At 70.6% G+C, this 25,787-nt stretch carries 23 protein-coding genes and 1 tRNA gene; 22 read left to right on the plus strand and 2 right to left on the minus strand.

Annotation, left to right across the window (positions count from 1 at the left end):
* Positions 1-239: 239 nt before the first annotated feature.
* On the plus strand, positions 240-1,781 hold the full coding sequence (locus OG309_RS25885) for a M4 family metallopeptidase (RefSeq protein WP_329428540.1): 1,542 nt from the start codon (positions 240-242) through the stop codon (positions 1,779-1,781).
* 84 nt (positions 1,782-1,865) lie between these two features.
* On the opposite strand, the gene OG309_RS25890 is transcribed toward OG309_RS25885, so the two are convergent.
* Both OG309_RS25890 and OG309_RS25895 read right to left on the minus strand, forming a co-directional pair.
* Entirely contained in the window at positions 1,866-2,891 is a 1,026-nt protein-coding gene (locus OG309_RS25890; protein ID WP_329424184.1) for a DUF5954 family protein, read from the minus strand.
* 240 nt (positions 2,892-3,131) lie between these two features.
* Positions 3,132-3,203 (minus strand) — tRNA-Arg (locus OG309_RS25895).
* Positions 3,204-3,361: 158 nt separating this feature from the next.
* Here OG309_RS25895 and OG309_RS25900 point away from each other — a divergent pair.
* The 21 genes from OG309_RS25900 to atpA all read left to right on the plus strand — a co-directional run bounded on the left by OG309_RS25900 (position 3,362) and on the right by atpA (position 25,775).
* Entirely contained in the window at positions 3,362-3,826 is a 465-nt protein-coding gene (locus OG309_RS25900) for a response regulator (protein WP_329424186.1), read from the plus strand.
* 108 nt (positions 3,827-3,934) lie between these two features.
* Positions 3,935-5,059: an ArgS-related anticodon-binding protein NrtL gene (gene nrtL / locus OG309_RS25905; RefSeq protein WP_329424187.1), complete on the plus strand. Its 1,125-nt coding sequence runs from the start codon at positions 3,935-3,937 to the stop codon at positions 5,057-5,059.
* Between the two features lie 14 nt (positions 5,060-5,073).
* Positions 5,074-6,465 (plus strand): diaminopimelate decarboxylase, encoded by a 1,392-nt coding sequence (lysA, locus tag OG309_RS25910; RefSeq protein ID WP_329424189.1) that lies wholly within the window; start codon positions 5,074-5,076, stop codon positions 6,463-6,465.
* Positions 6,466-6,602: 137 nt separating this feature from the next.
* A complete protein-coding gene (locus OG309_RS25915) occupies positions 6,603-7,895 on the plus strand; it encodes a homoserine dehydrogenase (protein WP_329424191.1) in 1,293 nt (430 codons plus the stop codon).
* 6 nt (positions 7,896-7,901) lie between these two features.
* The gene (gene thrC, locus OG309_RS25920; RefSeq protein ID WP_329424193.1) at positions 7,902-8,972 is read left to right on the plus strand and encodes a threonine synthase; all 1,071 of its coding nucleotides are present in this window, start codon (positions 7,902-7,904) and stop codon (positions 8,970-8,972) included.
* 350 nt (positions 8,973-9,322) lie between these two features.
* Entirely contained in the window at positions 9,323-10,240 is a 918-nt protein-coding gene (gene thrB, locus OG309_RS25925; protein WP_329424195.1) for a homoserine kinase, read from the plus strand.
* Positions 10,241-10,661: 421 nt separating this feature from the next.
* On the plus strand, positions 10,662-12,680 hold the full coding sequence (rho, locus tag OG309_RS25930) for a transcription termination factor Rho (protein ID WP_329424197.1): 2,019 nt from the start codon (positions 10,662-10,664) through the stop codon (positions 12,678-12,680).
* Positions 12,681-12,885: 205 nt separating this feature from the next.
* On the plus strand, positions 12,886-13,977 hold the full coding sequence (locus OG309_RS25935; RefSeq protein WP_329424200.1) for an LCP family protein: 1,092 nt from the start codon (positions 12,886-12,888) through the stop codon (positions 13,975-13,977).
* A 177-nt stretch (positions 13,978-14,154) separates the two neighbouring features.
* Positions 14,155-14,373: a 50S ribosomal protein L31 gene (gene rpmE / locus OG309_RS25940; RefSeq protein ID WP_158990484.1), complete on the plus strand. Its 219-nt coding sequence runs from the start codon at positions 14,155-14,157 to the stop codon at positions 14,371-14,373.
* Positions 14,374-14,488: 115 nt separating this feature from the next.
* Complete coding sequence (prfA, locus tag OG309_RS25945) at positions 14,489-15,565, plus strand: peptide chain release factor 1 (protein WP_329424202.1); 1,077 nt, start codon at positions 14,489-14,491, stop codon at positions 15,563-15,565.
* A 48-nt stretch (positions 15,566-15,613) separates the two neighbouring features.
* Positions 15,614-16,459, plus strand: coding sequence for a peptide chain release factor N(5)-glutamine methyltransferase (prmC, locus tag OG309_RS25950; protein WP_329424204.1), 846 nt, complete (start codon positions 15,614-15,616; stop codon positions 16,457-16,459).
* Between the two features lie 43 nt (positions 16,460-16,502).
* Entirely contained in the window at positions 16,503-17,150 is a 648-nt protein-coding gene (locus OG309_RS25955; protein WP_329424206.1) for an L-threonylcarbamoyladenylate synthase, read from the plus strand.
* Positions 17,147-17,800, plus strand: a complete 654-nt coding sequence (locus OG309_RS25960) for an arsenate reductase/protein-tyrosine-phosphatase family protein (RefSeq protein ID WP_329424207.1) — start codon at positions 17,147-17,149, stop codon at positions 17,798-17,800. Before OG309_RS25955 ends, OG309_RS25960 begins: the two co-directional genes overlap by 4 nt.
* Before the next feature lie 125 nt (positions 17,801-17,925).
* Positions 17,926-19,185 carry a serine hydroxymethyltransferase gene (gene glyA / locus OG309_RS25965; RefSeq protein WP_329424209.1) on the plus strand — a complete coding sequence of 420 codons (1,260 nt, stop codon included), beginning with the start codon at positions 17,926-17,928 and terminating at the stop codon, positions 19,183-19,185.
* Between the two features lie 107 nt (positions 19,186-19,292).
* On the plus strand, positions 19,293-20,597 hold the full coding sequence (locus OG309_RS25970; RefSeq protein WP_329424211.1) for an MraY family glycosyltransferase: 1,305 nt from the start codon (positions 19,293-19,295) through the stop codon (positions 20,595-20,597).
* Between the two features lie 274 nt (positions 20,598-20,871).
* Positions 20,872-21,285 carry a hypothetical protein gene (locus OG309_RS25975; RefSeq protein ID WP_329424212.1) on the plus strand — a complete coding sequence of 138 codons (414 nt, stop codon included), beginning with the start codon at positions 20,872-20,874 and terminating at the stop codon, positions 21,283-21,285.
* Between the two features lie 225 nt (positions 21,286-21,510).
* Positions 21,511-22,320 (plus strand): F0F1 ATP synthase subunit A, encoded by an 810-nt coding sequence (gene atpB, locus OG309_RS25980; protein ID WP_329424215.1) that lies wholly within the window; start codon positions 21,511-21,513, stop codon positions 22,318-22,320.
* Between the two features lie 91 nt (positions 22,321-22,411).
* Entirely contained in the window at positions 22,412-22,645 is a 234-nt protein-coding gene (gene atpE / locus OG309_RS25985; protein WP_010474382.1) for an ATP synthase F0 subunit C, read from the plus strand.
* A gap of 41 nt (positions 22,646-22,686) precedes the next feature.
* On the plus strand, positions 22,687-23,232 hold the full coding sequence (locus OG309_RS25990; protein WP_329424219.1) for a F0F1 ATP synthase subunit B: 546 nt from the start codon (positions 22,687-22,689) through the stop codon (positions 23,230-23,232).
* Positions 23,229-24,044, plus strand: coding sequence for a F0F1 ATP synthase subunit delta (locus tag OG309_RS25995; RefSeq protein WP_329424221.1), 816 nt, complete (start codon positions 23,229-23,231; stop codon positions 24,042-24,044). Before OG309_RS25990 ends, OG309_RS25995 begins: the two co-directional genes overlap by 4 nt.
* A 135-nt stretch (positions 24,045-24,179) precedes the next feature.
* On the plus strand, positions 24,180-25,775 hold the full coding sequence (gene atpA, locus OG309_RS26000) for a F0F1 ATP synthase subunit alpha (protein WP_329424223.1): 1,596 nt from the start codon (positions 24,180-24,182) through the stop codon (positions 25,773-25,775).
* Positions 25,776-25,787: the final 12 nt, after the last annotated feature.

Raw genomic sequence — 25,787 nt, forward strand, 5'->3', positions numbered from 1 at the left:
ACCCTCAGGGCGGTCAGCTCCCCGCATAACGGACGGAGTTGGCCGCCCTTCGGACAACTGATGGTCAAATCCTTGTTGCGCACCTGTCATTAACGCTCGTTCGCTGGCACGCTCACTGCTCGCACCACCCCCCACAACCCCCCCCCACGCTTCACAGCGAAGGAGCCCGCGTGACCCGCCAGCAGTCCTCGCACCGTCGTACCACCGTCCGCGCCGCCGCCCTGATCGCCTCGGCCGCCATGGTCGTCGTCGGAGTCCAGTCCGGCTCCGCCAGCGCCGATGCCCAGCGCGAAGCCGGCGCGACCGCCCTCGCCCTCAGCAAGACGCAGCGCGCCGCCGCCATCCAGGACGCCCAGGCCGCCGCCGTCGGCACCGCCGCGTCCATCGGCCTCTCCGCCCCGGAGAAGCTGGTCGCCCGTGACGTCGTCAAGGACGCGGACGGCACCGTCCACACCCGCTACGAGCGCACGTACGAGGGCATCCCGGTCCTCGGCGGCGACCTCGTCGTGCACCAGAAGAAGAACGGCGCGCGCTCGACCACCAAGGCGACCCAGGCCCGGATAGCCGTGGCGGACACGACCCCGGAGCTGTCGGCGGCCGTCGTCGGCAAGACGGCCGTGGCGTCCTCGGGTGCCCGGTCCGCGGCGGCCTCCTCGGCCCGCAAGGTGATCTGGGCGGCCACCGGCAAGCCGGTCCTGGCGTGGGAGACCGTGGTCACCGGCACCCAGGCCGACGGCACGCCGAGCCGCCGTCACGTCGTCACCGACGCGACCAGCGGCAAGGAGCTGTACTCCTACGAGTCCATCGAGACCGGCGTCGGCAACACCGAGTACAGCGGCCAGGTGACGCTGGGTACCTCGGGCTCGTACACGCTGACCGACGCGGCTCGCGGCGGCCACAAGACGTACGACCTGAAGGGCGGCACGTCCGGCACGGGCACGCTCTTCACCAACTCCACGGACGTGTGGGGCAACGGCCTGGCGAGCAACCGCGAGACCGCGGCGGCGGACGCGCACTACGGTGCGGCGGTCACGTGGGACTTCTACAAGAACGAGCTGGGCCGCAGCGGCATCCGCGGCGACGGCGTCGCGGCGTACTCGCGCGTGCACTACGGCAACGCGTACGTGAACGCGTTCTGGGACGACGCGTGCTTCTGCATGACGTACGGCGACGGCACCAACAACTCGGCGCCGCTGACCTCCCTGGACGTGGCGGGCCACGAGATGTCCCACGGCCTGACCTCCTCGACGGCGAACCTGCGCTACAGCGGTGAGTCCGGCGGTCTGAACGAGGCGACGTCCGACATCTTCGGCACGTCGGTCGAGTTCTACGCGGCGAACTCCACGGACGTCGGCGACTACCTCATCGGCGAGAAGATCGACATCAACGGCGACGGCACCCCGCTGCGCTACATGGACAAGCCGAGCAAGGACGGCAAGTCCGCCGACTACTGGTCGAAGTCGGTCGGCCGCCTGAACGTGCACTACTCCTCGGGCCCGGCGAACCACTTCTTCTACCTGCTGTCCGAGGGCAGCGGCACGAAGACGGTCAACGGCGTGACCTACAACTCCCCGACCTACGACAACTCCACCCTCGCGGGCATCGGCCGCCAGAAGGCCTACAAGATCTGGTACAAGGCCCTGTCCACCTACATGACCTCGTCCACGGGCTACTCGGGCGCCCGCACCGCCACGCTCTCGGCGGCGACCGACCTGTACGGCGCCGGCAGCACCGAGTACAACGCGGTGGCGGCGGCGTGGAAGGCGATCAACGTCAAGTAGCAGTCCAGGAACGGAAGAGGGCCGCGCGGCAGCGAACTGCCGCGCGGCCCTTCCTGCTTGCGCGCCTGTCTCCGCGCCCCCGACTCACTCGCCGTGATGGACCTCTCCGGTCATGGCGTCCATGGAGGGATGCATCTTCATGGGCCCGTAGTCGTCGATGTCCGAGGGCCGGGGCTTCTCGGGCCCGTCCGGGCCGAAGCGGACGATGCGCTCGACGCGGCAGATCCTGAACAGGCGGTCGTCGACCGTGAGTTCGTCGGCCCGGTCGGCGGCACGGTACTTCTCGGCGATCCGGGCGTACCGCTCGCGCTGGGCCTCGCCGAACTCGTAGAGCAGCGGCCAGATCCGGGTGAGCGCGGAGTAGAGGAACCGCCGGGCGTCGTGCGGGGTGGCCAGGAGGGACCCCTCGGGCCGCCAGGTGTCGCCGGTCCGCTCGACGACCCCGAAGGTGACGGGCATCAGGGCGATCTCGGGATGCCGTACGACCGCCCGCCGGGAGTCCTCGCGGACGGCGGCGGGGTAGCGCTTCCCGGAGTACTCGAAGCTGCGCAGCCCGAGCCGCAGGGCCTCGGACATGAGCCCGCGCTCTCTGAACGGGTCGAGCACGAAGCCGACATCGGGGGAGTCGGCCGACCCGCGGTCGTCCCAGGTCCGCTCGATCGGCTCCACGTCGGTGGGCCGGGGCGGCTCGAGACCGTCGGGACCACTCCTGGCGAGCTCGTCCCCCCGGACGATCCGGTACCGCTCGTCGAGCACTTCCACCTCGTCGACGGCCTCCCGCTCCAGCACGGCCACGGCGGCGAGCAACTCCCGCCGCACGTGGGGGTCGTCGGTGTCGTCCTTGGCGCGGAACCAGAGCCTGGAGTTCAGGCCGTCCCGCGAGACCTGCGGCATGCCGTCCTGTAAGGGCGTCACCATCCGCCACTCCCCACCCCCTTCCCCGCCCTTGCGCTGCACGGCCACCCCGAACAGGGCGCCCCGCACGGCGAGAGACGGAAACCGCAGCGAGGCCTGCACGGCGTCGGCCTCACTCACCCAAGCGACGGGGTCCCCACTGGCGACGAGATCCCGCTTCATGCGCTCCAGCCGTAGCTTCCAGTCATCGCTCATGCGCGCATTGTTCCGCCGGGGGAGGGGGCCCTGGCCAGACTTCCAAAAGAACGACCAGCGCAGTTGGGTTGCCCAGGGGGCGCACACCCCACCCGCCTCACGCACCCGCACGACAACCCGCCGCCCGGCCCCGCGCATGAACCCGGAACGCCCGCACAGGGGACCCGCCCCCACATACAACAAGACCCCGTCCTCAGCGTTTCCACTGAAGGCGGGGTCTGTTCGGCACTTCTCGCGAAGTGCCCCCGGCAGGATTCGAACCTGCGCACACGGCTCCGGAGGCCGTTGCTCTATCCCCTGAGCTACGGGGGCGTCCGCCGCGTTCGGCGGCGACGGGTAGAACCCTACCAGCTCGTGAGGCGTGCCTGTGAACAGGTATTTCCGCCGCGTCACCAGGGGGTGTTCCCTCGCGCGGGTCGGAAGTGGGCAAAAGCCGGACGTGGCCCTTCCCGTAGACCTACTCTCGACGTGTGTCAGGCGTGTCCGGGCGGGTGCTCGTTGTCGATGACAACAGGGTGATCCGCCAGCTGATCAGGGTCAATCTCGAACTCGAGGGGTTCGAGGTGGTGACCGCGGCCGATGGTGCCGAGTGCCTGGATGTCGTGCATCGGGTCTGTCCTGATGTCGTCACCCTCGATGTCGTCATGCCCCGGCTGGACGGGTTGAAGACCGCCGCTCGCCTGCGGTCCGATCCGCGGACCAGTCACCTCCCCGTGGCGATCATCAGTGCCGGCACCGAATACGAGAGGGAGGGCGGCGCCTCCGGCGTGGACGCCTTCCTCGCCAAGCCCTTCGAGCCGTCCGAGCTCGTGCGGGTCGTGCGTCAGCTCATGCACCGGGAGCGGCGCGGGCAGCACGGCGAGGGAGCCGGGCAGGAGCAGGAGGGCGGCGAGGAGCCGCCCGCATCCTGGAGAGCGCGCGGCTGGGTGCGCTAGGCGGGAGGCGGGGCGCTCACGTGCGGAAACGTCGGGGCGCCCGCCTTCACCGCCCACATGCCGAAACCGGTTCGCGTTCTCACCCCCCTCCTCCCCTAGGCTGGTCCCGTGACCCCCGCGGACCTCTCCCTCACCGTGCTGCACGCCGTGCGCCGTGCGGTCGACGAGGGTGCGCTGCGGGTCGAGGTGCCCCCGCGCGTCAAGGTGGAGCGGCCCCGGCCGGGCGGTGTCGGCGACTACGCCAGCAGCATCGCCCTCAGCCTCGCGCGGCCCTCCGGGCGGCAGCCCCTCGACGTCGCCGGGATCCTCAAGGAGCGGCTGCACGGCAGCCCCGGGATCCGCGCCGTCGACATCACCGGGCCCGGGTTCCTCAACTTCACCCTCGACGTCGGACAGGGCGCGCAGCTCGTCCGGGAGGTGGGGGAGACCGGGCCGGCGTACGGGCACTCCGACGCGCTCGGCGGCAGTGTCGTACGGCTCGCCGATGCCACCGAGGACCGGGCCCGGCTCGTCAACGAGACCGTCGTCCGGCTGCTCCGTTCCCAGGGGGCCGACGCGGAGGTGGGTGGCGCCGGCGCGAGCGAGCGGATCCACGTCCTTCCCGCTCCCTTCACCCCCGACCTCCTCGGTCCCGACGCCGCCCGCTGGGCGCTCCTGCGGCCCGCCCCCCACGATCACGCCCTCCCCGGCGGCCCCCTCCTCGTCCAGCACGAGCGCAACGCCCTCTTCCGCGTGCGGTACGCCCACTCCCGGGCCCGGGCTCTGGTCCGTAACGGCGCACAGCTCGGCATCCGGGCCGGGTACGAGGCCGAGGCCGAGCCCGAGGCCCGAGGCGATGCCCAGGGCGAGGTCCGGGGTGAGGTCCCGAGCGATGCCCACGCCGACGTCCGGGCCGATGCCGACGCCGGGGCCGATGCCGGCGTCCGCGCCCATGCCCGCGCGGGCGCCCCCGACACCCACACCGCCGCCCCCGCCCCCGCCCTCCTCGCCCTCCTCGCCGATCACCCCGCCGTTCTCCTCGCCGCCGCGCGCCACCGCGCGCCCGACCGGGTCGCCCGGCACCTCGAAGGCGTCGCCGACGTGCTTCTCGGGTTCCAGCACACCGTTCTGCCCCTCGGTGACGAGAAACCCTCGGCCGCCCACCGTTCCCGGCTCGCGCTCGCCGAAGCCGCCGGGACGGTGCTCGCCGGTGGCCTCTCCCTGCTCGGCATCAGCGCACCCGACCAGATCTGAAAGAGCCAGTCGCCATGAGCCGTTCCGCACACCCCGCCGGGCCCCGTCACGCCGACGTCCTTCCCGAGGGGCACTACTCCGCCCCGCCCGCCGACCTCAACCAGCTCGACCCCAAGGTCTGGGCGCGCACCGTCGCGCGGGACGAGCGGGGGGTCGTGACCGTGGGCGGGATCGGAGTCGACGCGCTGCAGCAGGAGTTCGGCACGCCCGCGTACTTCCTCGACGAGGACGACTTCCGGGCGCGCTGCCGGGCCTGGGCCGACGCCTTCGGCAAGGACGCCGACGTGTTCTACGCCGGCAAGGCGTTCCTGTCGCGGGCCGTCGTGCGGTGGCTCAAGGAGGAGGGGCTGAACCTGGACGTGTGCTCCGGGGGCGAGCTCAGCACCGCGCTCTCGGCCGGGATGCCCGCCGAGCGCATCGCCTTCCACGGGAACAACAAGAGCGAGGGCGAGATCCGGCGGGCCGTCGAGGTCGGGGTCGGGCGGATCGTGCTCGACTCGTTCCAGGAGATCGTCCGGGTCGCGCACATCGCGCAGGCCCTCGGCAAGCGGCAGCGGGTGCAGATCCGGGTGACGGTGGGCGTCGAGGCGCACACGCACGAGTTCATCGCCACCGCCCACGAGGACCAGAAGTTCGGCATCGCCCTCGCGGGCGGCCAGGCCGCGGAGGCCGTGCGCCGCGCGCTGTCGCTGGACGGGCTCGAGCTCATCGGCATCCACTCGCACATCGGGTCGCAGATCTTCGACATGGCCGGCTTCGAGGTGTCCGCGCGGCGGGTCGTGCAGCTGCTCGCCGAGGTGCGGGACGAGCACGGCGTCGAGCTGCCCGAGATCGACCTCGGCGGCGGCCTCGGCATCGCGTACACCTCCGACGACGACCCGCGCGAGCCGCACGACATCGCCAAGGCGCTCTCCGAGATCGTGACGCGCGAGTGCGAGTCCGCCGGGCTCGCCACGCCGCGGATCTCCGTCGAGCCGGGGCGCGCCATCGTCGGTCCCACCGCCTTCACCCTGTACGAGGTGGGGACGGTCAAGCCGCTGGAGGGGCTGCGCACGTACGTCTCCGTCGACGGCGGCATGTCGGACAACATCCGCACCGCTCTGTACGACGCCGAGTACAGCGTCGCCCTCGTCTCGCGGACGAGTGACGCCGAGCCCGTGCTCGTGCGCGTCGTCGGCAAGCACTGCGAGAGCGGCGACATCGTCGTACGCGACGCCTTCCTGCCCGCCGACGTGGCGCCCGGCGACCTGCTCGCCGTGCCGGCCACCGGGGCGTACTGCCGCTCCATGGCGAGCAACTACAACCACGCGCTGCGCCCGCCCGTCGTCGCGGTGCGGGACGGCGAGGCGCGGGTCATCGTGCGGCGCGAGACGGAGGAAGATCTCCTGCGTCTCGACGTCGGGTGATGAAATAGTCGGGTGATGGAATCGATGTCTCAGGATCCGGACCGAGGGCGGAATCGCCCGTCCGGTGAGTGAGACTGGTTCCCACCGCAGGAAACCGTAGAGATACGAAGACCAAGAAGTACGAGAGACGAGGTCGGATGATGCGTACGCGTCCGCTGAAGGTGGCGCTGCTGGGCTGTGGAGTGGTCGGCTCAGAGGTGGCGCGCATCATGACGACGCACGCCGCCGACCTCGCCGCGCGCATCGGCGCTCCGGTCGAGCTCGCCGGCGTGGCCGTCCGCCGGCCCGACAAGGTGCGCGGCGGCGTGCCCGCCGAGCTGATCACCACCGACGCCACCGCCCTGGTCAAACGCGGGGACATCGACGTGGTCGTCGAGGTCATCGGCGGGATCGAGCCGGCCCGCACGCTCATCACCACCGCCTTCGAGCACGGCGCCTCCGTCGTCTCCGCCAACAAGGCGCTGCTCGCCCAGGACGGCGCGGCCCTCTACGCGGCCGCGCAGGAGCACGGCGAGGACCTCTACTACGAGGCCGCCGTCGCCGGCGCCATCCCGCTGATCCGGCCGCTGCGCGAGTCGCTCGCCGGCGACAAGATCAACCGCGTGATGGGCATCGTCAACGGGACGACCAACTTCATCCTCGACAAGATGGACACCTCGGGGGCCGGCTACTCCGAGGCGCTCGACGAGGCCACCGCGCTCGGATACGCCGAGGCCGACCCGACCGCCGACGTCGAGGGCTTCGACGCCGCCGCCAAGGCCGCCATCCTGGCCGGGATCGCCTTCCACACCCGTGTGCGCCTCGACGACGTGTACCGCGAGGGCATGACCGAGGTGACCGCCGCCGACTTCGCCTCGGCGAAGCAGATGGGCTGCACCATCAAGCTGCTCGCCATCTGCGAGCGGGCCGCCGACGGCGAGTCCGTCACCGCGCGCGTGCACCCGGCGATGATCCCGCTCAGCCACCCGCTCGCCTCCGTCCGCGAGGCGTACAACGCCGTCTTCGTCGAGGCGGAGGCCGCCGGGCGGCTCATGTTCTACGGCCCCGGGGCCGGCGGCTCGCCGACCGCGTCGGCCGTCCTCGGCGACCTGGTCGCCGTGTGCCGCAACAAGCTCAACGGGGCCAACGGCCCCGGCGAGTCCGCGTACACCCAGCTGCCCGTGAGCCCCATGGGCGACGTGGTGACGCGGTACCACATCAGTCTCGACGTGGCCGACAAGCCGGGCGTCCTCGCCCAGGTCGCGACGGTCTTCGCCGAGCACGGCGTGTCGATCGACACCGTCCGCCAGACGGGCAAGGACGGCGAGGCCTCCCTCGTCGTCGTCACCCACCGCGCGCCCGACGCCGCCCTCTCCGGGACCGTCGAGGCGCTGCGCAAGCTGGACACCGTTCGTGGTGTCGCCAGCATCATGCGTGTTGAAGGGGAGTAAGGACCCATGACCACCAAGGGCACCCACCAGTGGCGCGGCATCATCGAGGAGTACCGGGACCGTCTTCCGGTCACGGACACGACGCCGGTCGTCACGCTCCGTGAGGGCGGCACGCCGCTCGTCCCCGCTCAGGTGCTCTCCGAGCGCACGGGATGCGAGGTGCACCTCAAGGTCGAGGGCGCCAACCCCACCGGCTCCTTCAAGGACCGGGGCATGACCATGGCCATCAGCAAGGCCAAGGAGGAGGGCGCGCAGGCCGTCATCTGCGCGTCCACCGGCAACACCTCCGCCTCCGCCGCCGCCTACGCGGTGCGCGCCGGCATGGTGTCGGCGGTGCTCGTCCCGCAGGGCAAGATCGCGCTCGGCAAGATGGGCCAGGCGCTCGTGCACGGCGCCAAGATCCTCCAGGTCGACGGCAACTTCGACGACTGCCTCACCCTGGCCCGCAGCCTCTCCGAGAACTACCCGGTGGCGCTGGTCAATTCGGTGAACCCGGTCCGCATCGAGGGCCAGAAGACCGCCGCCTTCGAGATCGTGGACATGCTGGGCGACGCCCCCGACATCCACGTGCTGCCCGTGGGCAACGCCGGCAACATCACGGCGTACTGGAAGGGGTACCGGGAGTACGCCGCCGACGGCATCGCGGCCCGCACCCCGCGCATGTGGGGCTTCCAGGCCTCCGGCTCCGCGCCCCTCGTGCGCGGCGAGGTCGTCAAGGACCCGTCGACCATCGCCACCGCGATCCGCATCGGCAACCCGGCCTCCTGGGACTACGCGATCGCCGCGCGCGACGAGTCGGGCGGCTTCATCGACGAGGTGACGGACCGTGAGATCCTGCAGGCGTACCGCCTGTTGGCCGCGCAGGAGGGCGTCTTCGTCGAGCCCGCCTCGGCCGCCTCGGTGGCCGGCCTGCTGAAGGCCGCGGCGCAGGGCAAGGTCGACCCGGGCCAGCGGATCGTCTGCACCGTCACCGGCAACGGCCTCAAGGACCCCGACTGGGCCGTCGCGGGCGCTCCGCAGCCCGTCACCGTCCCGGTCGACGCCGCGGCCGCCGCCGAGCGACTCGGCCTGGCCTGACCCCGGGTGCCGTGCGGTTCCTGATCGGGGTCACACCCGATCAGGAACCCACATAGGCGCACAGGTTGGCGCGCGACACGCATCGTGCGCCTCCTGTGCGCCCTATGTCGCCACAGAACCTTCCTTCGATAGGCTGTACCGAACCCGCCCCGGTGCATATGCGCGGTGCTGTTGCCGTTGTCGCCCCCGAGGCACGAGCGGCCCCCGGGTTCTGAGCACCTCCGCAGTCATCCCCGCAGTCCCCACGCAGTCACGCAGTGCCGCAGTACCGACGCAGTGCCGCAGTCACCACGCAGTGCCGCAGTTCTTCCCCCGCACAGTTCCCGCAAGTCAAGGAGAGTCAACGAGCGATGGCCGGTCCCGCGTTCCGCGCCGCCGCCGTACGGGTGCGCGTCCCCGCCACCAGCGCCAATCTGGGCCCGGGCTTCGACGCCTTCGGCCTGTCGCTGGGGCTCTACGACGACGTGGTCGTCCGGGTCGCCGACTCCGGGCTGCACGTCGACATCGCCGGAGAAGGTGCCGACACCCTTCCCCGCGACGAGAGCCACCTGCTCGTACGCTCGATGCGCACCGCCTTCGACCTGCTCGGCGGGCAGCCGCGCGGCCTTGAGGTCGTCTGCGCCAACCGCATCCCGCACGGCCGCGGCCTCGGCTCCTCCTCCGCCGCCATCTGCGCCGGCATCGTCGCCGCCCGCGCCGTGACCATAGGCGGCGACACCCGCCTCGACGAGGCGGCGCTGCTCGAACTGGCCACCGAGATCGAGGGGCACCCCGACAACGTCGCGGCCTGCCTGCTCGGCGGCTTCACGCTCGCCTGGACCGAGGGCGGGGCCGCCCGGGCGATCAGGATGGAACCCTCGGATTCCATCGTTCCGGTGGTTTTCGTGCCCGGCAAGCCCGTGCTCACCGAGACCGCCCGCGGCCTGCTCCCGCGCACCGTCCCGCACGTGGACGCCGCTGCCAACGCCGGGCGCGCCGCCCTCCTCGTCGAGGCCCTGACCCGCCGCCCCGAGCTGCTGCTCGCGGCCACCGAGGACCGGCTGCACCAGGAGTACCGGGCCCCCGCGATGCCCGAGAGCATCGCCCTTGTGAACCGGCTGCGGGCGGACGGTGTGCCCGCGGTCATCTCCGGCGCGGGCCCCACGGTCCTCGCGCTGGCCGACCACGCAACGGCCGACAAGGTCGCGCTGCTCGCGGGCGAGGGGTGGGCCGCGAACCGGCTCGACCTCGACGCGCCCGGAGCGAGCGTCCTGCCGCTCGCGCCCTGACGGGCAGCCCGTGCGGCTCCTGAGCCGGAGCCGCACGGACACGAGATTGCCGGTGACGGAGAGGGGGAATGTTTGTTGGAGCCGGTAGTGTTAACCTCAAGTCTGCACCCGACGTCTTTGTGGCGCGGTGCTGAGTGTCCCCATCAGGGACCGCCAATTCTTCCGGGAGCCTCCTCCACTGCCTGAGCAGCCTGCCTGAGCAGATTCGAGCACGCTCCGGAACCGGCACGACACCCCTCGCTTTTCTTCTTCGAGGGCCGAGCAGGGGGCGCTCGGGCCGGACCCACAGCTTTTCTCTCTCTTCCGCCGTACCCGGCGGGACCACCGCCCCGGACACGGTCCACCAAGCAGGACCGCTGCCGGACAGCACAACCGGTCGCCGAGCCAGATGGCCGACGTCCGCTCCAGGGAAGGACCCTTCGTGAGCGACACCACCGATCTGATGGGCGTGACTGCCGACAACAGTGTCGACACCTCCGCGCCCGCCGCAGGTGCTGCCTCCGGCACCACCGCACGGCGCCGCCGCTCCGGCACCGGCCTCGAGGGCATGGTCCTGGCCGAGCTGCAGCAGGTCGCGTCCGGCCTCGGCATCAGGGGCACCGCGCGGATGCGCAAGAGCCAGCTGATCGAGGTCATCAAGGAGGCGCAGGCCGGTGGCGGTTCCGCCGCCCCCGCCAAGTCGGCCGACGCCGCCGAGACCAAGCCCAAGCGCCGCACCGCGGCCAAGGCCCGTACGAGCGACGCCGAGGCCGCGCCGAAGGCCGAGAAGGCCGAGCCGGTGGCCCAGCAGCAGATCGAGATCCCGGGCCAGCCCGCGTCCGAGGACGCCCCGGCCGGCGAGCGCCGCCGCCGTCGCGCCACCGCCCCCGCCGGTTCTCCGGAGGGCGAGGCCAAGGCCGAGACCGCGCAGGCCGTCAAGACCGAGGCGCGCGCCGAGACCAAGACCGAGACCCAGGGCGACGCCAAGGCCGAGGCCGCCGTCGACGGCGCCGAGGGCCGCGGCCGTCGTGACCGCGGCGAGCGGGGCGAGCGCGGTGACCGCCGCGACCGTCAGCGCGACCGCCGTGACCGCGGCAAGGGCGACGAGCAGCAGGGCGGTGGCCAGGGCGGCCAGCGCCAGCGTCAGGGCGGCCAGGGCCAGCCCCAGGTCCAGGGCCAGCCGGGCGGCCAGCCGGCCGGTCTGCAGGACGAGGACGACTTCGAGGGCGGCCGTCGCGGCCGTCGCGGGCGCTACCGCGACCGTCGTGGGCGTCGTGGGCGTGACGAGTTCGCCGCCGGCGAGCCGCAGGTCGCCGACGACGACGTCCTGATCCCCGTCGCGGGCATCCTCGACATCCTCGACAACTACGCGTTCATCCGGACCTCCGGCTACCTGCCCGGCCCGAACGACGTGTACGTCTCCCTCGCCCAGGTCCGCAAGAGCGGCCTGCGCAAGGGTGACCACGTCACCGGTGCCGTGCGCCAGCCGAAGGAGGGCGAGCGCCGCGAGAAGTTCAACGCGCTGGTGCGCCTCGACTCGGTCAACGGCATGGCGCCGGAGTCCGGCCGCGGCCGCCCCGAGTTCAACAAGCTCACCCCGCTGTACCCGCAGGACCGCCTCCGTCTGGAGACCGACCCGGGCGTGCTGACCACGCGGATCATCGACCTCGTGTCGCCGATCGGCAAGGGCCAGCGCGGTCTGATCGTGGCCCCGCCGAAGACCGGCAAGACCATGATCATGCAGGCGATCGCCAACGCGATCACCCACAACAACCCCGAGTGCCACCTGATGGTCGTCCTGGTCGACGAGCGTCCGGAAGAGGTCACCGACATGCAGCGGTCGGTCAAGGGCGAGGTCATCTCCTCGACCTTCGACCGCCCGGCCGAGGACCACACCACCGTCGCCGAGCTGGCCATCGAGCGCGCCAAGCGCCTCGTCGAGCTGGGTCACGACGTGGTCGTCCTGCTGGACTCCATCACCCGCCTGGGCCGCGCGTACAACCTCGCGGCGCCCGCCTCCGGCCGCATCCTGTCCGGTGGTGTCGACTCGACCGCGCTCTACCCGCCGAAGCGCTTCTTCGGTGCCGCGCGCAACATCGAGGACGGCGGCTCGCTGACCATCCTGGCCACCGCGCTGGTCGACACCGGCTCGCGCATGGACGAGGTGATCTTCGAGGAGTTCAAGGGCACCGGCAACATGGAGCTCAAGCTGGACCGGAAGCTGGCCGACAAGCGCATCTTCCCGGCCGTCGACGTCGACGCCTCGGGCACCCGCAAGGAGGAGATCCTCCTCGGCAGCGACGAGCTCTCCATCACCTGGAAGCTGCGCCGCGTGCTGCACGCGCTGGACCAGCAGCAGGCGATCGAGCTGCTGCTGGACAAGATGAAGCAGACGAAGTCCAACGGCGAGTTCCTGCTCCAGATCCAGAAGACGACTCCCGGAGCGGCGAACAACGACTGACGCGAGACGTCGGTCACACGGCCGCGGGCCGGCTTCGGCCCCGTGATCCGGCCGTGACCTGCACGAACGACTGCGCCCACCGTGTCCGCACGGTGGGCGCAGTCGCGTTACCGTCCGTAGCGCACCGAAACCTCACAGGCTCCTGTGCAACCCTTTTGGGTGTTTCGCCGTCACAGAAGGTGAAACCGAGGCCTGAGGGATGACGATGACCGAGCACAGCCAAGGCACCCGAATACGAGGCACCGGCCGCCGTCGGAAGCCGCCCACCAAGGGGCGCCGCGTGGTGACCGTGGTGGCGTGGGGCGCCGCGGCGCTCGTCGTCCTCGGCGGTGCCGGACTCGGCTACGCGTACGTCAAGCTGGACGGCAACATCAAGGGCGTCGACATCAACGCCCAGCTGGGCAAGGGTCGCCCCGACGACGTCGACAACGGCTCGATGGACATCCTCGTGCTCGGTTCCGACTCCCGCTCCGGCGACAACAGCGCGTACGGCAAGGACGAGGGCGGCGCCCGGTCCGACACCGCGATGGTCGTGCACGTCTACGAGGGCCACAAGAAGGCCTCCGTGGTCTCCATCCCGCGCGACACCCTGATCGACCGCCCGCGGTGCACCGACTCCGCGGGCAACGCCGTGCCGGCCGAACACCGGGCCATGTTCAACACCGCGTACGAGGTCGGCGGCCCCGCCTGCGCCGTGAAGACCGTCGAATCGATGTCCGGGATCCGCATGGACCACTACATCGAGGTCGACTTCACCGGCTTCAAGAAGCTCATCGACCGGCTCGGCGGCGTCGAGGTCACCACGACCAAGGCCATCAAGGACAGCAAGAGCCACCTCGACCTCGAACCCGGCACCCACACCCTCGACGGCGAGCAGTCCCTCGGCCTGGTCCGCACCCGCAAGAGCGTCGGCGACGGCAGCGACCTCGGCCGCATCCAGCTCCAGCAGGCCTTCATGAAGGCCTTCATCGACCAGGTGAAGAGCGTCGGCGTCTTCACCAACCCCAAGACGCTCTTCGACCTCGCCGACACCGCCACCAAGGCCATCACGCCCGACTCCGAGCTCGACTCGGTCAACGAGCTCATGGGCTTCGCCAAGAGCCTGTCCGGCCTCGGTGCCGACGACGTCCACATGGTCACGCTGCCGGTCGAGTACGACCCGCGCGACCCCAACCGCGTCATCCCCCTGGAAGCCCAGTCCCAGGAGGTCTGGAAGGCCCTCAAGGCCGACCGGCCCATCCCGGCCGCGGCCGCCGAGAGCGGGGCCACCGGCAAGGCCGACGGCCTCGTGAAATAGCCCGGGGGAGCCCTGGAGGCACCCTCGGGAGCACCCCGGACGAAGCCCAGGAATAGTTTCGGCCACACCCCGGTTTTGGGAGATGCGGCCGGTCCTGGCAGACTGGTACGTCGGCCCCGGTTCACGCAGGTGCAGCCAGCACGGCGACCCGGAGCCCTCCCGAAACTAGGAGACACCTTGAAGCGCGAGATCCACCCCGAGTACGTCGAGACCCAGGTCAGCTGCACCTGTGGCGCGTCGTTCACCACGCGTAGCACCCTGACCGAGGGCACCATCCGTGCCGAGGTCTGCTCCGAGTGCCACCCGTTCTACACGGGCAAGCAGAAGATCCTCGACACCGGCGGCCGCGTCGCCCGCTTCGAGGCCCGCTTCGGCAAGGGTGCGGCCAAGAAGTAGCACGTCACTGCGCCGGTCCTTGGTCGCTCCCGCTCGGGGCACCGGACCGGCGCTTTGCCGTCCCCGCAGTGGTTCCCGCAGCAGCCCTTTTTGAAATCCACCCCAGGAGCACCCGATGTTCGAAGCGGTCGAGGACCTGGTCGGCGAGCACGCCGACCTCGAGAAGAAGCTCGCCGACCCTTCGGTCCACTCCGACCAGGCGAACGCGCGCAAGCTCAACAAGCGTTACGCGGAGCTGACCCCGATCATCGGCGCGTACAAGGCGTGGAAGCAGACGGCGGAGGACATCGACACCGCCAAGGAGCTGGCCGCCGACGACCCCGACTTCGCCGCCGAGGTCAAGGAGCTGGAGAAGCAGCGCGAGGAGCTGACGGACAGGCTCCGCCTGCTGCTCGTCCCGCGCGACCCCAGCGACGACAAGGACGTCATCCTGGAGATCAAGGCCGGCGCGGGCGGCGACGAGTCCGCCCTGTTCGCCGGCGACCTGCTGCGGATGTACCTGCGCTACGCCGAGCGCGTGGGGTGGAAGACCGAGATCATCGACGCCACCGAGTCCGAGCTGGGCGGCTACAAGGACGTCCAGGTCGCCGTGAAGACCAAGGGCGGCAACGGGGCCACCGAGCCCGGCCAGGGCGTCTGGGCGCGGCTGAAGTACGAGGGCGGGGTGCACCGCGTGCAGCGCGTGCCCGCCACCGAGTCGCAGGGCCGCATCCACACCTCCGCGGCCGGCGTGCTGGTCACCCCGGAGGCCGAGGAGGTCGACGTGGAGATCCACGCCAACGACCTGCGCATCGACGTCTACCGCTCGTCCGGTCCCGGCGGCCAGTCCGTCAACACCACCGACTCCGCGGTCCGCATCACCCACCTGCCGACCGGCATCGTCGCCTCCTGCCAGAACGAGAAGAGCCAGCTCCAGAACAAGGAGCAGGCCATGCGCATCCTGCGGTCCCGGCTGCTCGCCGCGGCGCAGGAGAAGGCCGAGGCCGAGGCCGCGGACGCGCGCCGCAGCCAGGTCCGCACGGTCGACCGCTCCGAGAAGATCCGGACGTACAACTTCCCGGAGAACCGCATCTCGGACCACCGCGTCGGCTTCAAGGCGTACAACCTGGACCAGGTGCTCGACGGAGAGCTGGACCCGATGATCCAGGCCTGTGTCGACGCCGACTCGGCCGCCAAGCTGGCCAACGCGTAAGGCCGCGCACGACCTTGTAAAGCCCCACCCGCACCACGGAGGACCAGCGTGAACCTGCTGCTTGCCGAGGTGGCCCAGGCCACCCAGCGGCTGGCCGACGCCGGCGTTCCCTCACCGCGTTTCGACGCCGAGGAGCTCGCCGCGTTCGTGCACGGCGTCAAGCGGGGGGAGCTGCACAACGTCAAGGACGCGGACTTCGACGCCCGCTACTGGGAGGCGATCGCGCGCCGCGAGGCGCGCGAACCCCTCCAGCACATCACCGGGCGGGCGTTCTTCCGCTACCTGGAGCTCCAGGTGGGCCCCGGCGTGTTCGTGCCGCGCCCGGAGACCGAGTCGGTCGTCGGCTGGGCCATAGACGCCGTACGCGCCATGGACGTCGTCGAGCCGCTCATCGTCGACCTGTGCACCGGCTCGGGCGCCATCGCGCTCGCCATGGCGCAGGAGGTGCCGCGCTCGCGCGTGCACGCGGTCGAGCTCTCCGACGACGCGCTCGTGTGGACCCGCAAGAACGCCCAGGGCTCGCGCGTCACCGTGCACCAGGGCGACGCGCTGACCGCGCTGCCGGAGCTCAACGGCCAGGTCGACCTGGTCATCTCCAACCCGCCGTACATCCCGCTCACCGAGTGGGAGTACGTGGCCCCCGAGGCCCGCGACCACGACCCGGACATGGCGCTCTTCTCCGGCGAGGACGGTCTCGACACCATCCGGGGCATCGAGCGCACCGCGCACCGGCTGCTGCGTCCCGGCGGGCTCGTCGTCATCGAGCACGCGGACACGCAGGGCGGCCAGGTGCCGTGGATCTTCAACGAGGAGGCCGGCTGGGCGGACGCCGCCGACCACCCCGACCTGAACAACCGGCCGCGCTTCGCGACCGCCCGCAAGGCCACCCCATGACCAACCAGTCCAGGCACGACGCGTACGAGAAGGCAGGCGAGTGATGGCCCGGCGATACGACTGCAACGAGGCGACGGACCGGGCGACGGGTCTGCGTGAGGCCGCGTCCGCCGTACGCCGCGGCGAGCTCGTCGTGCTGCCCACCGACACCGTGTACGGGATCGGCGCGGACGCCTTCAGCTCGGAGGCCGTCGCGGACCTGCTCGCGGCCAAGGGCCGCGGCCGGAACATGCCGACGCCCGTCCTGATCGGCTCCCCGAACACGCTGCACGGCCTCGTCACGGACTTCACCGAGCAGGCCTGGGAGCTCGTCGACGCCTTCTGGCCGGGTGCGCTCACCCTGGTCGCCAAGCACCAGCCCTCGCTCCAGTGGGACCTCGGCGACACCCGGGGCACCGTCGCGATCCGCATGCCGCTGCACCCGGTCGCCATCGAGCTGCTCACCGAGGTCGGCCCGATGGCCGTCTCCTCGGCCAACCTGACCGGACACCCGTCGCCGGAGGACTGCGACGCCGCCCAGGGCATGCTCGGCGACTCCGTCTCCGTGTACCTGGACGGCGGTCCGACCCCCGGCATCGTGCCGTCGTCCATCGTCGACGTGACGGGCAAGGTGCCGGTGCTGCTGCGCGCCGGCGCGCTCACCGCGGAGGAGCTCCGGAAGGTGGTACCCGACCTCGAGGTGGCGAATTGACCGCCCCTGAGGGGCGTGGCATAGCGGGGCACCCGAACGACGGCACCACCTTCCGCATCCTCCACGTCAGCACCGGCAACGTCTGCCGCTCGCCGATCACCGAGCGGCTGACCCGGCATGCCCTGAGCGACCGCCTCGGCGATCCGCTGGGCGGCGGCCTCATCGTGGAGAGCGCGGGTACCTGGGGCCACGAGGGCGCCCCCATGGAGGCCAACGCGGAGCTGGTCCTCGCCGACTTCGGCGCGGACCACACCGGCTTCGTGGGGCGCGAGCTCCTCGACGAGCACGTCATCCGCGCCGACCTGGTCCTCACCGCGACCCGCGACCACCGCGCGCAGGTCATCTCGATGGGCCACTCGGCGGGCCTGCGCACCTTCACCCTGAAGGAGTTCACCCGCCTCGTCCGGGCCATAGATCCGACGACCCTCCCCGACCCCCGCGACGGCCACGACACGATCGACCGCGCCCGCGCCCTGGTCCGTGCCGCCGCCGCTCTACGCGGGTGGCTCCTGGCCCCGTCGGCCGAGGCGGACGAGGTGAACGACCCGTACGGGGCGCCCATCACGTTCTTCCGCTCCATCGGCGACGAGATCCAGCAGGCGCTGGACCCGGTCGTGACGGCGCTGACAGGCGTGTCGGCCAGGCGCTGACGCCGCTGACGGGGGCTCCGGCGCCCCGGCAGGTGCGCGTGGACCCCGGGCGGCCCCGTGGGGCGGCGAAGGCGGCCCGGCGTGCCTACAGTGGATTTCCAGACCGCTCACGCCCGGAGCCCCCCATGCCGGTCACCGCGCCTCCCGAGGCAGAACACCAGAGCCCGCTCGACGTGCTGCGCCGCCAGGACCCCGAGGTCGCCGACGTGCTGCTCGGCGAGGCGCGCCGGCAGGGGGACAGCCTCCAGCTGATCGCCGCCGAGAACTTCACCTCGCCGGCCGTCCTCGCCGCCCTCGGCTCGCAGCTCGCGAACAAGTACGCCGAGGGATATCCCGGCGCCCGTCACCACGGCGGCTGCGAGTACGCCGACGCCGCCGAACGGATCGCCGTCGACCGGGCGCGCTCCCTCTTCGGCGCCGAGCACGCCAACGTGCAGGCCCACTCGGGCTCCTCCGCCGTGCTCGCCGCCTACGCGGCGCTGCTGCGCCCCGGGGACACCGTGCTCGCCATGGGGCTCGCGTACGGCGGGCACCTCACGCACGGCTCGCCCGCGAACTTCTCCGGCCGCTGGTTCGACTTCGTCCCGTACGGCGTGGACGCGGAGACGGGGCTCGTCGACTACGAGCAGGTCGCCGCGCTCGCCCGGCACCACCGGCCCAAGGCGATCGTCTGCGGCTCGATCTCCTACCCCCGGCACCTGGACTACGCCGTCTTCCGGTCCATCGCCGACGAGGTCGGCGCCTATCTGATCGCCGACGCCGCCCACCCCCTGGGCCTCATCGCCGGCGGCGCGGCCCCGAGCCCCGTCCCGTACGCGGACATCGTCTGCGGCACCACGCACAAGGTGCTGCGCGGTCCGCGCGGCGGGCTGATCCTGTGCGGGGCGGAGCTGGCCGAGCGGGTCGACCGGGCGGTGTTCCCGTTCACCCAGGGCGGGGCGCAGATGCACACCATCGCCGCCAAGGCCGTCGCCTTCGGCGAGGCGTCGACGCCGGCCTTCACCGGCTACGCCCATCAGGTGGTCGAGCACGCCCGCGTGCTGGCCGCCGCGCTCGCCGCCGAGGGCTTCGCGCTGACCACCGGCGGCACCGACACCCACCTCATCACCGCCGACCCGTCGCCGCTGGGCGTCGACGGACGTACCGCCCGGGCCCGGCTGGCCGCCGCCGGTGTGGTCCTCGACACGTGCGCGCTGCCGTACGGAGACGGCCGGGGCATCCGGCTCGGCACGGCCGCGGTGACGACACAGGGGATGGGGGCGCCGGAGATGGCCCGGATCGCCGCGCTGTTCACCGCCGCGCTGCGGGACGACCCTCGGGAATCGGCCAGGGTACGCGCCGAAGTACGCGATCTGGCCGGGCGTTTTCCCCCGTATGGCCGGTAAAAAGCGGGTCGCCGCAACCGTTCGTGGAGCCGGTGTGTCCTCGACCATGGGGACGGCCCGGCTAGGGTGTGGGGCTGAGATGGCCAGCGATTCCTGTGGGGCAGCCCGTGCGTGATTACCTGCTGACGCTCTGTGTCACGGCCGCGGTGACCTATCTGCTGACCGGTCCGGTGCGGAAGTTCGCCATCGCGACCGGAGCGATGCCGGAGATCCGCGCCCGCGACGTACACCGAGAACCGACACCGCGGCTCGGTGGCATCGCCATGTTCTTCGGCCTGTGCGCGGGGCTCCTGGTCGCCGACCACCTGCAGAACCTGAACAGCGTCTTCGAGCTGTCCAACGAGCCCCGCGCGCTGCTCTCCGGCGCCGCACTGATCTGGCTGATCGGTGTCCTCGACGACAAGTTCGAGCTGGACGCGCTGATCAAGCTGGGCGCCCAGATGATCTCCGCCGGCGTGATGGTGATGCAGGGTCTGACCATCCTGTGGCTGCCCATCCCCGGCGTCGGCACGGTCGCGCTCACCCAGTGGCAGGGCACCCTTCTGACCGTCGCCCTCGTCGTCCTCACCATCAACGCGGTGAACTTCGTCGACGGTCTCGACGGTCTCGCCGCCGGCATGGTCTGCATCGCCGCCGCGGCCTTCTTCCTCTACGCGTACCGGATCTGGTTCGGCTACACGATCGAGGCGGCCGCCCCCGCGACCCTGTTCGCCGCCATCCTGATGGGCATGTGCCTGGGCTTCCTGCCGCACAACATGCACCCGGCGCGGATCTTCATGGGGGACTCGGGCTCGATGCTGATCGGCCTGATCCTGGCGGCCTCGGCCATCTCCATCACGGGCCAGGTCGACCCGGACGCGCTGAAGATCTTCGAGGGCTCGACGAAGGCGGCCACGCACGCGGCGCTGCCGGTCTTCATCCCGCTGGTGCTGCCGCTGACCATCATCGCGATCCCGATGGCCGACCTGGTGCTCGCCATCGTGCGCCGCACCTGGAAGGGCCAGTCGCCGTTCGCCGCGGACCGCGGCCACCTGCACCACCGGCTCCTGGAGATCGGGCACTCGCACAGCCGTGCCGTGCTGATCATGTACTTCTGGTCGGCGCTGATCGCCTTCGGCACGCTGGCCTACTCGGTGCACTCGACGTCGATGTGGATCGTCCTCGCCGTGGTCTTCCTGAGCGCGGTCGGTCTGGTGCTGCTCCTGCTGCCGCGGTTCACGCCGCGCGCCCCGCGCTGGGCCGAGGCGGTCGTGCCGCCGCGCTACCGGCGCCGCAAGGTCGTCCCGCTCGCCGAAGTGCCCGAAGGGCCGGAGGAGGAGCGCGTTCCGGTGCCCGCGGGGGTCAACGGATCGACCGCGATCGGCAACCGGGCGCGCTTCTCCGACCGGAGTAAGGCCGGAGCGCGTGGTTGACGCACCCGTTTGCGAATGCCGCATCGGGTGCCAATACCAGACAAGTCGCCCTGCTGTCCTGCACACACGGGCGCGTTAACTCTCAGGTGTGACAGTTGGCACACCTCACGAGTAAAGACCTATTCAAATAGTTTGTGATACGGTTCACGAGACCCGGCGCCAGTGCCGAAAGACCGTAGTGCGACGGTCCGTTGGCCCCGAGACCCACCTCGGACCGGGCTTACGCTCGTCCTTGACGACACCATCGCCCCCTCCAGCAAGCGGAGACACCGCCATGCCGTCCAACGACGCACGCCTACTGCTGCACACCGCTGTACCCACCGCTGCCGCCGGCGCCATCGCGACCGTCGTCAGTGGTGTCGTCGCGGGCGGCAAGGGCGCTCTCGGCGCCGTCGTCGGCACCCTGGTGGTGATCCTCTTCATGGGGCTCGGGCTGGTGGTGCTGCAGCGGACGGCGAAGAAGCTCCCGCAGTTGTTCCAGGCCATGGGACTCATGCTCTACACGGCCCAACTGCTGGTGCTCTTCATCTTCCTGGCCTTGCTGAAGGACACGACCGCGTTCGACTTCAAGGCCTTCGCGTTCACGCTTCTCGCCACGACCGTGGTGTGGGTCGCCGCCCAGGCCCGGGCCTACATGAAGGCCAAGATCATGTACGTCGAGCCCGATAAATCGGGACCGAAGTCGTGAAGGGTAGGGCCGGGATAAAGACGAGTTCGGCTTCCTGCTATCGTCCGGTGCCAACTGCGGCACTGCGGGCGCGGGCATCCGAAACGGCGCCTGACCCAGCGCGAGGCTCGATGCCGAACCGCCGCCCCCTTATCCGTAAGACCAGTCCAGTGCCGACCCGCGGCTGCGTGCCGCGCCGACACAACGAGGTTGCCGTACCTATGCGCCACGCTGAAGGAGCCCGCGGTGAGTGCTGACCAGACGCTTGCCTTCGACCCGGATTGCCACATCTTCACCGGATGCGGCTTCCCGGCGCCGGGCCTGCACACGTTCATGTACGAGCCGATCGCCACATGGGGGAGCTTCGAGCTCACGAAGCCCATGCTGCTCGCGATCCTGGGCTCGATCGTGGTCGTCGGCTTCTTCTGGGCCGCTTTCAACAAGCCCAAGCTGATCCCCGGCAAGATGCAGATGGTCGGCGAGGCCGGTTACGACTTCGTGCGCCGCGGCATCGTCTACGAGATCATCGGCAAGAAGGACGGCGAGAAGTACGTCCCGCTGATGGTGTCGCTGTTCTTCTTCGTGTGGATGCTCAACCTCTGGTCGATCATCCCGCTCGCCCAGTTCCCGGTCACGTCGCTGATCGCCTTCCCGGCGGCCCTCGCGCTGATCGTGTACGTCCTCTGGGTCTCGCTGACCTTCAAGAAGCACGGCTTCGTCGGCGGCTGGAAGAACATCGTCGGCTACGACAAGTCGCTCGGCCCGATCCTTCCCCTGGTCGTCGTTCTCGAGTTCTTCTCGAACCTGCTGATCCGGCCCTTCACGCACGCGGTCCGACTGTTCGCGAACATGTTCGCCGGTCACCTGCTGATCGTGATGTTCTCGCTGGCCACGTACTACCTCATGCACGGCCTCGGCTTCGTCTACGCCGGCGCCTCGTTCGTGATGGTCCTCGTGATGACCGCCTTCGAGCTCTTCATCCAGGCCGTCCAGGCGTACGTCTTCGTCCTCCTGGCCTGCAGCTACGTCCAGGGCGCGCTCTCCGAGCACCACTGAGCCGACCCGGCCCGCAGCACCACACCCCCCAACCCACAGTCGTCCGGTGGCCAACCCCCACCGGGTCCTTGAAAGAGAAGGAAGAACCGGCATGTCCGCTCTCGAGACTCTCGCCGCCGTCAACGGAAACGTCGCCTCCATCGGCTACGGCCTCGCTGCCATCGGCCCCGGCGTCGGCGTCGGCATCATCTTCGGTAACGGCACCCAGGCCCTCGCCCGTCAGCCCGAGGCGGCCGGCCTGATCCGTACCAACCAGATCATGGGTTTCGCCTTCTGTGAGGCGCTTGCCCTCATCGGCATCGTCATGGGCTTCGTCTACAAGTAAGCCGGACCGACAGCCCGACCCTTTTTACGGAAGGCACTGATGTGAACGCTCTGCTTCTTGCGGAAGCGGCGGAGCCCCAGCCTCCGCTCATCCCGCATCTCGATGAGCTCGTCATCGGCCTGATCGCCTTCGTCATCGTCTTCGGCTTCCTCGCCAAGAAGCTCATCCCGAACATCAACAAGGTTCTGGACGAGCGCCGCGAGGCCATCGAGGGTGGCATCGAGAAGGCCGAGTCGGCCCAGATCGAGGCTCAGAGTGTGCTGGAGCAGTACAAGGCCCAGCTCGCCGAGGCCCGCCACGAAGCCGCGCGTCTCCGCCAGGAGGCGACGGAGCAGGGCACCGCGATCATCCAGGAGATGAAGGCGGAAGGCCAGCGCCAGCGCGAGGAGATCGTCGCGGCCGGTCACACCCAGATCGAGGCCGACCGCAAGGCCGCGTCCGCCGCGCTGCGTCAGGACGTCGGCAAGCTGGCCACCGACCTGGCCGCGAAGCTGGTCGGCGAGTCCCTCGAGGACGTCGCCCGCCAGAGCCGCACCATCGACCGCTTCCTCGACGAGCTCGAGGAGAAGGCCGAGGCCGTCCGATGAACGGAGCGAGCCGCGAGGCACTGGGCGCCGCACGCGAGGCCCTCGACGCGCTGACCGACAACACGTCGGTCGACGCGGCGAAGCTCGCCGGTGAGCTGGCCGCGGTCACCGCGCTGCTCGACCGCGAGGTGTCGCTGCGCCGGGTCCTGACCGACCCGGCCCAGGCGGGCGAGGCCAAGGCCGAGCTCACGCAGCGACTCCTGGCCGGTCAGGTGGGCGGCGAGACCGTCGACCTGGTCTCCGGTCTGGTCCGTGCGCGCTGGTCGAGCTCCCGTGACCTGGTCGACGCGGTCGAGGAACTGGCGAACATCGCCGACCTCACCGCCGCCCAGCGGGCGGGCGCCCTGGACGACGTCGAGGACGAGCTGTTCCGGTTCGGCCGGATCGTCTCGTCCAACCCCGAGCTCCGCTCGGCGCTGACGGACAAGACCGCCACGGCCACGGCCAAGGGCGAGCTGCTGCGCAGCCTGCTCGGCGGCAAGGCCAACGCGGTCACGGAGCGACTCGTCGTCCGTCTGGTGACCCAGCCCCGTGGACGTAGCCTGGAAGCGGGACTCGAGTCCCTGTCCAAGCTCGCCGCGGCGCGCCGGGACCGGATGGTCGCGGTCGTCACCTCGGCGGTGCCGCTGAGCGATCAGCAGAAGCAGCGCCTCGGTGCCGTGCTGGCCAAGCTGTACGGCCGCCAGATGCACCTGAACCTGGACGTGGACCCGGCGGTCCTCGGCGGGATCACCGTGCGGGTCGGTGACGAGGTCATCGACGGCAGCATCTCGGAGCGCCTCGGCGAGGCGACCCGGCGACTGGCCGGCTGACACCAGCCGCCACACCAAGCAAGACAGCAACACATGCGGCCCGGTTGGGCCGTGCAGAGATTGCAGAAGTTCCTGGGGGTCGGCCCCCAGACCCCTAAGAAACTTCGGGCCCAACAAGGAGAGCAGGGAACCCAGATGGCGGAGCTCACGATCCGGCCGGAGGAGATCCGGGACGCGCTGGAGACCTTCGTCCAGTCGTACCAGCCGGACGCGGCCTCGCGCGAGGAGGTCGGCACGGTCAGCCTGGCCGGCGACGGCATCGCGAAGGTCGAGGGTCTTCCCTCGGCCATGGCGAACGAGCTGCTGAAGTTCGAGGACGGGACCCTCGGTCTCGCGCTGAACCTCGAAGAGCGCGAGATCGGCGCGATCGTCCTCGGCGAGTTCAGCGGCATCGAGGAGGGGCAGTCGGTGCAGCGCACCGGCGAGGTCCTCTCCGTCGGTGTCGGTGAGGGATACCTGGGTCGCGTCGTCGACCCGCTCGGCAACCCGATCGACGGTCTCGGCGAGATCGCGACCGAGGGCCGCCGCGCCCTCGAGCTGCAGGCCCCGGGCGTTATGGCCCGTAAGTCGGTCCACGAGCCGATGGAGACCGGCTACAAGGCCGTCGACGCCATGACGCCGGTCGGCCGTGGTCAGCGTCAGCTGATCATCGGTGACCGTCAGACCGGCAAGACCGCGCTGTGCATCGACACGATCATCAACCAGCGTGACAACTGGCGCTCGGGCGACGTGAACAAGCAGGTGCGCTGCATCTACGTCGCCGTCGGCCAGAAGGGCTCCACCATCGCGTCCGTCCGCGGCGCGCTGGAGGAGGCCGGTGCCCTCGAGTACACGACCATCGTCGCCGCCCCGGCGTCCGACCCGGCCGGCTTCAAGTACCTGGCGCCGTACACCGGTTCCGCCATCGGTCAGCACTGGATGTACCAGGGCAAGCACGTCCTGATCGTCTTCGACGACCTGTCGAAGCAGGCCGACGCCTACCGCGCCGTGTCGCTGCTGCTGCGCCGCCCGCCGGGCCGCGAGGCCTACCCGGGTGACGTCTTCTACCTGCACTCGCGTCTGCTCGAGCGCTGCGCGAAGCTGTCGGACGAGCTCGGCGCGGGTTCGATGACCGGTCTGCCGATCGTCGAGACGAAGGCGAACGACGTCTCGGCGTTCATCCCGACCAACGTCATCTCCATCACCGACGGCCAGTGCTTCCTGGAGTCCGACCTGTTCAACGCCGGCCAGCGTCCGGCCCTGAACGTCGGTATCTCGGTCTCCCGAGTCGGTGGCTCCGCCCAGCACCCGGCCATGAAGCAGATCGCCGGCCGCCTCCGCGTGGACCTGGCCCAGTTCCGTGAGCTGGAGGCCTTCGCGGCCTTCGGTTCGGACCTGGACGCCGCCTCGAAGGCGCAGCTGGAGCGTGGTCAGCGCATGGTCGAGCTGCTCAAGCAGGCTCAGTACCAGCCGATGCCCACGGAGAACCAGGTCGTCTCGGTCTGGGCCGGCACCACCGGCAAGATGGACGACGTCCCGGTCGCCGACATCCGTCGCTTCGAGGCCGAGCTCCTGGCGTACATGCGTCAGAGCCACTCCGGTCTCATGACCTCCATCCGCGAGGGCAAGAAGATGTCGAACGACACCCTGACGGCCGTCGCCGACGCCATCGCGGAGTTCAAGAAGCAGTTCGAGACGTCTGACGGCAAGCTGCTCGGCGAGGACGCTGCCGCCGTCAACGTCTCGAAGTGACGACGGAAGGGA

This window comes from Streptomyces sp. NBC_01268 (assembly GCF_036240795.1).
Classification (GTDB): domain Bacteria; phylum Actinomycetota; class Actinomycetes; order Streptomycetales; family Streptomycetaceae; genus Streptomyces.